Annotated in this window: 8 protein-coding genes and 1 tRNA gene; 3 read left to right on the plus strand and 6 right to left on the minus strand. The window is 37.8% G+C overall.

Translation table 11 applies throughout. The annotated features are described in order from the left end of the window. Nucleotides 1–746: 746 nt before the first annotated feature. The 5 genes from AFK68_RS27305 to AFK68_RS27325 all read right to left on the minus strand — a co-directional run bounded on the left by AFK68_RS27305 (nucleotide 747) and on the right by AFK68_RS27325 (nucleotide 7283). Nucleotides 747–1730, minus strand: coding sequence for a tetratricopeptide repeat protein (locus tag AFK68_RS27305; protein WP_246844499.1), 984 nt, complete (start codon nucleotides 1728–1730; stop codon nucleotides 747–749). Between the two features lie 148 nt (nucleotides 1731–1878). After that, nucleotides 1879–2736, minus strand: a complete 858-nt coding sequence (locus AFK68_RS27310) for an RNA polymerase sigma factor (protein ID WP_094676748.1) — start codon at nucleotides 2734–2736, stop codon at nucleotides 1879–1881. 933 nt (nucleotides 2737–3669) lie between these two features. Further along, nucleotides 3670–3754 (minus strand) — tRNA-Ser (locus tag AFK68_RS27315). A 336-nt stretch (nucleotides 3755–4090) separates the two neighbouring features. After that, the gene (locus AFK68_RS27320) at nucleotides 4091–6538 is read right to left on the minus strand and encodes a ComEC/Rec2 family competence protein (protein ID WP_094676750.1); all 2448 of its coding nucleotides are present in this window, start codon (nucleotides 6536–6538) and stop codon (nucleotides 4091–4093) included. A 268-nt stretch (nucleotides 6539–6806) separates the two neighbouring features. Beyond that, nucleotides 6807–7283 (minus strand): DUF4079 domain-containing protein, encoded by a 477-nt coding sequence (locus tag AFK68_RS27325; protein ID WP_094676752.1) that lies wholly within the window; start codon nucleotides 7281–7283, stop codon nucleotides 6807–6809. Nucleotides 7284–7795: 512 nt separating this feature from the next. Here AFK68_RS27325 and AFK68_RS27330 point away from each other — a divergent pair. Then, entirely contained in the window at nucleotides 7796–8833 is a 1038-nt protein-coding gene (locus AFK68_RS27330; RefSeq protein WP_094676754.1) for a sugar phosphate isomerase/epimerase family protein, read from the plus strand. A 24-nt stretch (nucleotides 8834–8857) separates the two neighbouring features. Here the strand turns inward: AFK68_RS27330 and glyQ are convergent, their stop codons facing one another. Continuing rightward, nucleotides 8858–9742, minus strand: coding sequence for a glycine--tRNA ligase subunit alpha (gene glyQ, locus AFK68_RS27335; protein WP_094676756.1), 885 nt, complete (start codon nucleotides 9740–9742; stop codon nucleotides 8858–8860). A 187-nt stretch (nucleotides 9743–9929) separates the two neighbouring features. Between glyQ and AFK68_RS27340 the strand changes: the two genes are divergently transcribed. Together AFK68_RS27340 and AFK68_RS27345 are read left to right on the plus strand one after the other, a co-directional pair. Further along, nucleotides 9930–10478, plus strand: a complete 549-nt coding sequence (locus tag AFK68_RS27340; protein WP_094676758.1) for a Uma2 family endonuclease — start codon at nucleotides 9930–9932, stop codon at nucleotides 10476–10478. Between the two features lie 525 nt (nucleotides 10479–11003). After that, nucleotides 11004–11627 carry a PAP/fibrillin family protein gene (locus AFK68_RS27345; protein ID WP_094672487.1) on the plus strand — a complete coding sequence of 208 codons (624 nt, stop codon included), beginning with the start codon at nucleotides 11004–11006 and terminating at the stop codon, nucleotides 11625–11627. Nucleotides 11628–11851: the final 224 nt, after the last annotated feature.

The raw sequence follows: 11851 nt of genomic DNA on the forward strand, positions 1-11851 counted from the left end.
GAGGTCGTCATTTACAAGTGTTGCTTCGAAGATTTCTCCTGTGTCAGCAAAGTTTACAGTAGCAGTAGTTTCGCTATGACGTATGCCAGTAGCGTCAGGTCGGTTTCCCATCATGATAGTCAAGTTATTTCCGTGTTCAGTAATAACTGAACCTCCTCCCCAGACTCCAGAAAATTTACTCATGTTGTTCTGCTTTTTTTACAATTGTTTTGTTTCTACACTCTTAAGACGATTCCCAAACCCAATTTCTGAATTTTTCGAGTTAGCACCAATTTTTTTCTCTCAACTCATCCTATTAAATTGATTCAAGGCGGTATAAATATCCGGTAGTGCATCAACAAAGTGTGGGAATGATATGATGATTATTGTTCCTAAATACTTTCAATTATCATGGAATTTCCTCTTTGTGGCCATCAGATGTAGGGTGCGTTAGACGGCTCAAATCACTCGCTGCGGGTCAGTATTTAACAATCCGTCGTAACGCACCATTTAAGATGTGTTAGTCCAGTTACAAAGGACATTATGATGGTGCGTTACATTTCATTTTCAGGCGTTGCTGAATTAAGGGATGAATATTAAGTAGGATAGGCATCCTGCCTGTCCGAAAATATCAGTAACGGGCAAGATGCCCATTCCACAAAACTATTAAAATCATCCCGCATTTATGCAACGCCCATTTTCATGTCCCGCAGGGAAACGCACCCTACAAAAATAGATGATCGCCTTTCTAAATATTTCTAAATAGCTTAAGCAACTGCCTGATTTTCACCTATGTCAGACAAACACCGAGTATAATAACACCACCCATTGGGATTATTTGGGTACTCCTCAGTAAACTTTTTCAATATAGCCACACTTTTTGCCGACTCTCCTCGCAACCGATAATACTCAGCCTTTAACTGGTGAGCATCAGCGGAGTGGGGAGCTAGTTTCAATACAGCATTAACCATCTTTTTAGTCTGCTTCCCCTCCTCACCCAATACCAATTTCATCCGGCAACGATACGCCAACCGTCGTTTTAAAACTGAGTAGTCATCAGGAAGTAACTCTTCTGCTCGACTTAACTTCAACTCCGCCTCCTGAAAATCACCCACTGCTAAGAGTGCATCATAACTATGAATCAAGGCAACAATATCATCTGGCTGAAGTAACAAGATTTGCTTAAAAGCTCTCAATGCAGCGTCAGCATTATTCAGTTCCATCTGAACTCGCCCCAACGCCAACCAGTGAGACGGATTTTCTGGCTCAGAAGATGCCGCTTTCTCAAACATTTTTACTGCTTTCTCAGGGTGAGAGCGACAGACTTCTATCAAACCCTGGATATGATGACCAGTAGCAACATTACTGGATAATGGCAAGGCTTTGTCATAAATCTTAATTGCCTCACTCAGCCTTCCCATCAACTGTAAAAGCTTGCCCAGTTTCAACCCCACTTGAATTAATTGAGGTTGCCGCTCAATAACTTGGTGATATTCCTCAACAGCTAGCTCCCAGTTTCCACTTTCATAGAGCAGATCGGCTAATTCCAACCGTTTCTTCCATCCAGAAGGATACTGCTGCACATATTTAGTTAGGGTTTTCAACTTTTGCTGTTGTCGGGTGTTTTTTTTCTCCAATACAAGTTGTACATTTAACTCGACCTTTGAAGATTCGGATAATTTTACCAAACGGGGGGTAAAAACAGAAGCTGAAATCTTAGCTAAAGATACTCTTTCCTTACTTTTTTTCATTTTCAAATTTTTTAGTGGTAAATGGCAAAGGTTATGTTATACTTAAATGATTAGGTGAATTTCCCGCCGATTTTAAGCCTGTCGAGAAGATAGGTTACAGCCCATGGGGCAGTGATCTTCAGTGAAGCAGGAAGCTTGTCTCCAAAGCTCAAACCTCGGTTTGGGTAAGTCTGGGTAAGTTCAGTGGAACGGCTGGTGTTTCTAGACATATTGCTGTTACTTGATAATTGATTTGCTCAAAATTGGACTCTGTTGTCATGGAAAGATGAGATGGAATTACTGATTTTTCTGATTGAAATTCATCGAAAATCTCATCCTCTCCAACCTCTTTTAACAAGAGAGGAGAATCATCCATTCCTGATAGATACGGCTTCAATTGCTTTTGCAGAATTTCTCGCCCCTGTTGGATGCGTTTGTAAACGTTATCCACAGAGATACCAAGTTTTTTGGCAATCTCTGAGTAAGACATATCTTGGTAAAAATGCAGTATAAAAGGCTCTCGCAGTCGGGGAGGCAGAATCTCTATTTGACTGCGGATATACATTCGTAACTCGTGACGGAGAATAGCTGACTCAGGAGAATTCTCACTAGAAGCTAATGTCTGGTCTTCTCCTACTGCCATTTCTTCAATACTTTCAACACCCATTGCACCTCTGTGACGTTTTCGATGCAGATCCACGCAGAGGTTATGAGTCATTCGAGTTAACCACGCTTTGGGATTAGTAATTTTTTCGGCGTGGTGTGGTAGTTTTTCCCACGCCTTCATTCTGGCTAGACTTAATGCTTCTTCAGCATTCGTGCGATCGCCTCCCATCCAAGTTATGCAGCGACCGTAAAGATAGTCTTGATATAATAACCATAACTGCCAAAAGGCGGTGTGTTCGCCAAGAGATATACTTTTCAACAAATTATTCTTGTCTAATTTTGTTTCTGTTTTAAGTTTTTTTAAAGGAATGGAGTGAACTCTATAGGGAATTTTATGATCTGGAAAAATACTTAGGGTCATTTAGTTTAATCCTTGGTGTAAGTATTAATTCGGATGTAAATATTGGTAGTGCAGAGCGCAAAGTCTGGGATAAGTAAACAAGTCGTTCCAACTCTAAGGAGCGATAGGCGTTGCTGAATTAGGGTATGATTTTGAAATTAGGGGTTAGGGAGTAGGGAGCTAATTGCTAGTATCAATATCCCTGGCAATTTACGGCAATAACACCTCAAATCAAAAAATGGGTGGATAGTTTGAAATTTTTACAATTTTAGCTTATAATAAGTGTCGGAAGTTCTCAATCTCGATCAGGATATCAAATAGCCCATGGTATGGTTTGACTATCAGGATTCGTAAATCAATAAACTAGGGTGGGCTGCACCCGAATTTACGCTTGTGAACTGGCAAGAGCCGACTCTCCAGGTTAAAGCAAGAAGCAAACATCAAGACAGGAATTACCGGGTTTTACCTAGTTTTGCCGGGATTGTGTAAGTTTTGTACAGCAGTAGTTCTAATAACATAGTTAGGGAACAAGTAGTCTTATAAGATACATATTTATAATTCATACCTAGGTTATGCAACGCCGAAATAGGTGACCACCAAACTTACTGTTACCTCATTCTGTTCCTAGGCTTTCTTAATGCAATACCTAATAGTTGTATCTCAACCTTGTTTCACTACAAATAATCCTAACTAATGTTTATTTGCAGTGACGAAAAATGACATTTACAGGGCTTTTCAGATTGATCAACCACATCGTCATCACCAAAACCTTGTAGGGACGTTCCATGGAACGTCCCTACTGTGGTCTACTGAAATGAAAACCGCTGTAATTGCAGATTGAATCTTAACTAACTCTCAAAATGAATTTCACAATAATCAATGTGAATTTTTTTTTCACATTCGGTACAAGAACAGAAAAATCAGAAAGAAAAATTTATTTTCAATAATTTTCAACGGAGAGGGTGGGATTCGAACCCACGGAAGGTCTCCCTTCAACAAATTTCGAGTTTGCCGCATTCGACCACTCTGCCACCTCTCCCTAATTCAGTTATCAGTTAGCCTCCTATCGGAGGAACTGCGTTAACAGTTATCAGTTATCAGTTACCTTCAGGTAAGGCTAAAAGTTTGAGACCTGATTTTTTGGTCAAAAGTCTTTTGGGACTTTGGCCATTAAGATGAGCAAAATATATTTAGATTATAACGTTTCTCAGGCTAATGCTAATAATATACATCTATACTTTCAGGACTTATACAGAATCCCCATATCTAGTAGGGGCGAATGGCTATTCACCCCTACAGATAGCCTATTCTCTCAGAATTTATATAAGTCCTGTTCCCCCTATTCCCTATTCCCTATTCCCTATTCCCTGCTATTTCAAAGAAAAGAACTATCAACTTGATCTGATTCTAAAGTAGTTTGAAACCCCGTAACAGGAGTCCATTGAATCCCACCATCACGACCTGTCCAAAATAGAGGAATATTATTTTCTTGAAAAAATTCAATCATATCTGGATGGACAGAATCTGAAGAAGCGATCGCTACTTCTGGCCGAATAATATTCAATAATTCTGGATTCAGCTTATTTCCAGGCCACCAAAGTACCTGAGTCTGCTGAAAACTTCTTGCTGCTAATAACTTACTCTGCTCGGACAGTTTAGCATTTCCCAATAATAACCAACTTTGGCCATGAATCATAAATTCTACAATTGGGGTCTCAGAATTAATTAATTTTATCTGCGTAGAACCCAACTCAATATTTTGATTATTTACCAAAGTGTAGTAATTAGCTTGACTCTTTTGCAAAGCATCAAACACAGGTTGATTATTAGTTTGATAATTCTTTTCATCATCAGCTTCTACATCATAAAAAGTTTTAACTCTTAAGCTATCAAAAATATTAGACCAACCCCGACTCAGACCTTTTTGGGAATGAACCGCAATAGACCAATCAATTTTATTAATACCTTGCTGCCGTAAAAATGGTAACACTGTAAATCTGGCTGTATTTTCATCTCCAACATTAACCAGAATTACTTTACCTCGGTCTTGAATCACAAACACTGGTTCAGAGGATGAATTAAGAATCGTAGCTTGAAACACAGAAGTCCGAGTATACCAGAGAGGAATAATAATTATAGCGATCGCTAAAAGCAAACTCCACTGCCAAAACTTCAGAGGCAACTTTTTCTTTTTGCGTTTATCTGCTGCTGGGGGTCTACTTCTCAAAAACCATGTAGCAAAAATCAACCCATATAGCACAACCAACTGATAAACCGATATTGCTCCCACTGCAACTTGATTTCCTGGTAACTTGCTAAAAAACTGCACAATTTCAATCAAACTCCTAACCGGAAAAGATAATATTTCCGCTATCAGACTGCCCACATAAGGAGAAATTAAAGCCAGTATTGCACTAATAAATCCACCCAAAGTAATTACAGCAACCAGAGGTGCAGTAATAATATTCACCAAAATAGTATAGGGCGAAACCACATAAAACACAGATAGCAACAGAGGTAAGGTCCAAACAGAAGCAGCAATAGGAATAGCAACTAAAGAAGCGATACCAGAAGGCAACCAATCTAACCGTTTCATTAAAGACGGAACTGTTACCAATAATCCTAGAGTCGCCAAGAAACTCAACTGAAATCCTAAATCCCAAATCCACAGAGGATTGACTAATAACAACAAAGTAGCAGCCAAAACTAGAGAAGCTAATGGTTTAACCTGGCGTTGAGAAATAATTGCTAGCAAAGCTGCCAATCCCATAAAAGCTGCTCGCAATACTGAAGGGGAACCACCAGTTAAACCCACATAGATAATTAAAGTAAAGATACCAAAGCCAAATCTTGCTCCTGAAGGCAAATTTTTAGTCAAAGTCAGCACCACACCTAAAATTAGGGAAACATGAAAACCTGATGCTGCCAATACATGAGCTAAACCAACCTGCACAAATTTGTCTCGTAGTTGATAAGACAAATCTACAGCTCTACGTCCTAAAACCATTGCACTTACCAGAGGCCCTTCTGGAACTCCCAAAGAACTTACCTGAGCGCGAATAATTCGCTGTCGAATCTTATATAATCCCCAAGCATTACTACTTTCTTGGTTAGTAGTAGTAAGTTTATAACCTGTCACCCCAGCAAAAGAACCTTGTCTAGCTAAATAAGCACGAAAATCAAAGCCTCCAGGATTAGTAGCTGGTGATGGTTTATATAAAGAACCAGTTATTGCTACTAACTCACCAGGATCGACACCTGTTGCTTGCAGAAGGGGTATTGTGACGTAAAGTTTTCCTGTAACATCTTGGTGTACATTTGCCGAACCATCAGTACCAACTATTTCACTTACTTGAGCTACTTTTAGCCAAAGTTGTGCTTTTTCTGAGCGAGTCTTGCGGGGAGAGGAGATAACTCTTCCACGAACAGTAACTACTTGTTGTTTAGATTCACCATCAACTGGGATGATTTTACTAATATCGGTAGCTGTAGGTTGGGGTACTCTAAATTGAAAATAAATACTAGCAAGAAAAGCGATCGCTCCCGCAATTATCCACAACCAATTTGAATTTAGCAGTGATTTTCTAGTTCTTTTAGAAGGTGAATCTAGAAATTCACCACTTCTGAGTAAGTCTTCAGAATTTCTTTTTTGTTGAGAAGTTGTAATTACTGTGCTGCGTAAATTTTGTCGATATCTTTGTTGTACGATAATTGCTAATACTAATCCTATAGTTAGTACAGCATATATACCCCAGGGAACAATTGTAGATATTAGCCCCATTATGTAAGCTAGGCAGATAACGATCGCTACAGCTTGATTCATTTTTTCGTAAGGAAGAAGGAAGTTAAGCCTTTGTTTGTAGTTTTGCTCTAGCCCAAAGAATTAAGGTACTTTAGCCCAACTACAGGATTGACACAGCTAAAATAGTCTAATAGCAGTGGCGGGTTTTAGTTGCAATTTTCATGCTCACCCTAAGATTAAATCAACCCGCCCTAATGCACACCCATTTAGATGTGCCAGTCCACTACAAGCCTGATGATATTTTTATGTTAAAAACATTAACGTTTAACTACGATGAACGATAAATAGTTTAGATAGCTAAACCCAGTCTTAAACCTAATGCTGCATGAACTACCATAATAAATAGTGCTATGCTACCCAGGTAAGCATGAGTAGTGCGCAATGCTGCTTGATTTCCCCCAAATTTTGTCAGGGAAATGAAACCGTTTGCTGCTAGTAATGCTAATACAACGGAACCAGTCCAAAAATGAGGACTTTCAAATATTTCTTGTTCTTGCATCACCAGAGATAATACCCCACCTGTGTAGCCTAATGCCATAAATAGAAACATAAATGGTGCCATTTTTCGATGATTAGAACCACTTTCAATAGCTATTGCTTCATCAGTGACTACTCGTCTACGCCATCCGGTGAAACCAACAAAACCCCCCATAACAAATACAACTATCCCCATCATTAGTGGGTGTCCCCAATGTACAATTGGTTCAGGAGTACCAAAATTGCGGAATATGTCTGCGATTGGTTCTAAATATTGTCTGATTTCCATTTTTTATGCTCCATAAAACTGATATAAAGCGTCACATATATTGACCAATTAAAGTTTACTTCAAAATTCCACAAACTTAAACCCCCGTTGTCAACCTATCGAGAGTAGCCTGTGTTTCAGCCATTATAGTTGTTTATTGGTTATTTAGTTTTAATTTAGTCCTGATGGATTTTATTGAGATTGAGTACACTCAAGTCCTATATTTTCTGGCGAATTATACCGTTATTCTTTTATTAAGTCAATACTCTAAAAAATGGTATTTTATTTTATTTAAGGTCAAATCCCCAGTTTCTCTGCTTTTTTTCGGAGTGTTACAAGAAACCAGGTTTATGGGAGGTAGATGTTAGTATATTGGAGATGTCTATTGCCACCAATTTGGCACAATTTAACAACCTCAGGACTTACGCAAACTTGTAGATCATACGCTATCTGTAGAGGGCAAATGCCATTTCCCCCTACTAGGTATGGCGTTTCTGCGTAAGTCCTGAACCTATCAAAATAGATAATACAACATGAGTCCATCTACATCTTTGCCCGATATTTACTTCAATTTCTTTATGTTTACCACTGATATGTTTGTGTTCCCTATGAACATGAACACCCCTAATGTAGACTATAAGAAACTTGTGGTAAATCATATTAGACAGCTACAAGCATTTGGTTATAATGGGTTTGAGTTTCCTATTGCTCCTACTTTTGGAGAAAATTTTAGCCAAGATATCCAAAATTATCAGGAATTAAAGCAATATCTCAACGATCAAGGGTTGTCCGATGTGAAAATATCCACGAATGTACTAGGAACTAGAACTTTTGATCCTAGTTCTTTCTATCCCCAACAACGGCAAAAAGCACTGGAATATTTGAAATCACGAGTTGATATTACAGCCACTTTAGGGGGTGAAATTATGATGGGTCCAATTCTTATTCCTTATGGTGTTTTCCCTACTACAGATTTTAATGATCCTATTTGGAGCGATCAACTACAAGAACATTTAGGACTACGCTATCAAAATGCACAACCTATTTTCAACGAATTAGGCAAGTATGCTGAGGGAAAAAATGTCAAATTAGCCATAGAACCTATTACTCATTGGGAAACTCCTGGACCGAATAAATTATCTCAATTAATAGAATTTCTTCAAGGTGTGGAAAGTAAACAAGTGGGAGTTGTAATTGACAGTTCCCATGAAACGTTAGATGGAGACGGACCGGAAATATTCTCAGAACAAGTTAAGCATTTAGCTGACGAAAAACGGCTACATCATATTCAAATTTCATCTCCTGATCGTGGTCCACTTCATACCAGTTGGCTACCTTGGCAGGATTTTCTCAAACCAGTCTTGGAAGTGTATAACGGAGCAATTGCTATAGAAATTTTCAATGCAACGCCTCCCTTTGTTGACCTCCTGCGTCTGTCTCGACGCAAGTTTTGGATACCAGGGCAAGATCACCCTAATGAATATCCGAGTGCTTATGACATTGCCAAGAAAGCTATTGAAGCAACCAAAAAGGAAATTACAAAAGTTCTAGCTCCCCGCGCTGTCTCGTAGAGCAGCGTCGGGAGTATGTCAAGTTTAGGCTGCTTCCACAGTTTCTTTCAACAGTGGGAAGTTAAGACTTTCCCGTTGTGCTAAGTAGAGTTGACCTACTTGACGTGCCAAATTACGAATTCTGCCAATATAACGAGTGCGTTCGGTGACGGAGATTACTCCTCTAGCATCAAGTAAGTTGAAACTGTGGGAACATTTGAGAACGTAGTCGAGACTCGGTAAAACTAATCCTTGTTTTGTCAATTGTTCTGCTTCTTTTTCATAGAGACCGAATATAGTAAAGAGAAACTCAGGATTAGATGCTTCAAAATTATAGGTACATTGTTCAATTTCTCCCTGAAGGTAAACATCTCCATAAGTGACATTATCAGTCCAAGCTATTTTAGTAATAGCATCAACTTCCTGGAGATACATCGCAAGGCGCTCCAAACCATAAGTAATTTCAATGCAAACTGGTCGGCAATCTATACTACCACATTGTTGAAAGTAGGTAAATTGGGTAATTTCCATACCATCAAGCCAAACTTCCCAACCAACACCCCAAGCACCCAGAGTGGGAGACTCCCAGTTGTCTTCTACAAATCGAATATCATGGTCTTCTGGACGGATACCCAGAGCGCGGAGAGAGTCAAGATAAACATCTTGAATATTATTAGGAGACGGTTTGATTAAGACTTGATATTGATAGTAGTGTTGAAAGCGGTTAGGGTTTTCCCCATAACGCCCGTCCGTGGGGCGACGACAGGGTTCAACGTAGGCAACTGACCAAGGTTCAGGACCAATCGCCCGCAGAAATGTGTGGGGGTTCATTGTACCTGCCCCTTTTTCGGTATCATAAGGTTGAGCGATGAGACAACCGCGATCGCTCCAGAATTGATTTAAGGTAGCTATGACTGATTGGAAGTTCACTTACTTTTTTTTAGGTTTTTATTTTACCTGAAATTATGGCATTATTTGGGATATTATGAGCAAAATACTCTTTTAATTTTTCCCATTTATCATATTGTCTAACATAAAACAATTGTATTGTCAACCAGAAAAAAAAAATAGATTTTTTACTATAATTTAATTAGGAATCAATCATAGGTAATTAGTAATGATTACATCCCCAGTTGTTGTCAAAAAATCAACAGAATATACTCTAGAAGATTGGGTACAAAATCCTCCAGAAAAGAAAGAGTGGGTTAACGGGCAATTATTGGAGAAAAATGACATGACTCTTAAGCATAGTCGGATTCAAGGAAATCTTTACTTTTATTGGAGAAGTTACAAAGATTCTAGTGGGCAAGGTGGAAAAGTTTATACTGATGTACCTTGTCGTACAAATAAGCAAGGGCGTTACTCTGATGTTGCTTATCTTACTCCAGAATTAGAGGCAAAATTTGGCAATGAAAAAGTCTTACCTCAAAGTTTTCCTTTAAGTGCTGAAATTGTTTCTCCTACAGATTTAGCTGAAGATATTATTGCCAAAGCACAAGAATATTTAGAGTCTGGAGGCGAAGAAGTTTGGTTAGTATTTCCTGAGAATAAATGGGTAATTGTTGTGACTCAAGAATTGAGGCTTATTTTTATTTCTGGGCAAGTTGTTAATACTCAAAAAGTTTTAAATGGTTTTAGTATTCCGGTAGATGAGTTATTAAGTTAATTAGGACTTAAGCAGGTGAACCCAGAAACAAGTTTTTTTAGTCGATGTATATTCAACCTCTCCAAAAATCAAAAATAAAGTTAATTATTATCCATAAATTATCAATTACTTCCCACTATTACCGAAAAATTCAGATATAAAGCCTCTCCATTCATGGATAAAAAACAAAAAAAATCCTTTTATACTATTTCTCAATGAAGTTGCACTTAATAAAAGATAACAGCTATTGCTAAAATTAAGCTTTGGAATTAAGCTTTGGGTAATAATTATTAAGCGCATTGTTACAGAGAAATGATATTAGTCAATCCTCTTATTTCTAGGAAAAAGTAATTATTAATTATATCATGTCCGCTGGTATGGTCGCGTCGTGTAAAAGTTGGGGAAATATTTACATTATGTAAGGTTTTTCCTTTTCTTCTTTCTTCTCTCCTAGATAACTCAAGCCTTCTTCCTTACCTTCTCACTTGTAATACCGATGCTACCGGACATGATATTATTAATTGTTTAATTATTCTCTTTAATTCTATGAATAATCAAATTTTGAAGGAAAAATTACAAGCGACCATCAAAAATATTCAAACTAGAAATGATGGTTCTCCTGTTACTAATGTGAAGTTAGAAAAAACTTTAGAACAAGAAATTGAAAAGTTAACAAAAGACTTAGAAAGTCTCAATCTTCATCCTCAACCTCTCCTCTATACTCCTAATTTATTAGAAGGAAGTTGGCAACTACTATACTCTACAGCTAGAGAAATTCGTTCTTTAGATTCCCTACCATTGGGATTAAAAGTAGGAAAAGTTTATCAAGTAATTAATGTTGCCAATAAAGAATTTTTTAATATCGCCCAAGTACAACATCCTATGAAATTAATATCAGGATATGTGAAAGTAACTGCTAGTTTTGAGCCAGCTATAAATACATCTGGTTTAGCAGATAAACGCATCAATGTCTATTTTGATAAACGTTATTTAGCGATTGAGAAAATTGTAGGTATTGACACACCTAAATTAAATCCTTTTAAAGTTGTAAAAGCTAATAATCCTCAAGGTAGAGTTGCCACACTTGATATTACTTATATAGACGAAAATTTTAGAATTGGACGTGGGGGAGATGAAAGTTTATTTATTCTGAATAAAGTCAATTTGTAAACATTTCCTGCGGAATGCTGCCCAAACAGGTCTTAGCCGTCAGCTATCAGCTTCTTTTCATGAATTGATAATTGATAATGGATAATTGATAATACCATTTCTCAAAAACTTTTCTACATTTGATTAAAGTAGGGGAGTAGGGGAAGGTAGGGACGTTGCATAAGGGCGTCCCTACAAACAAGAATAATTAATGCACTCATAGTGCTCAAACTAACAAAAAAGTA

Origin of the sequence: Hydrocoleum sp. CS-953 (assembly GCF_002260545.1) — a bacterium.
In the GTDB taxonomy this organism is placed as follows: domain Bacteria; phylum Cyanobacteriota; class Cyanobacteriia; order Cyanobacteriales; family Microcoleaceae; genus Trichodesmium.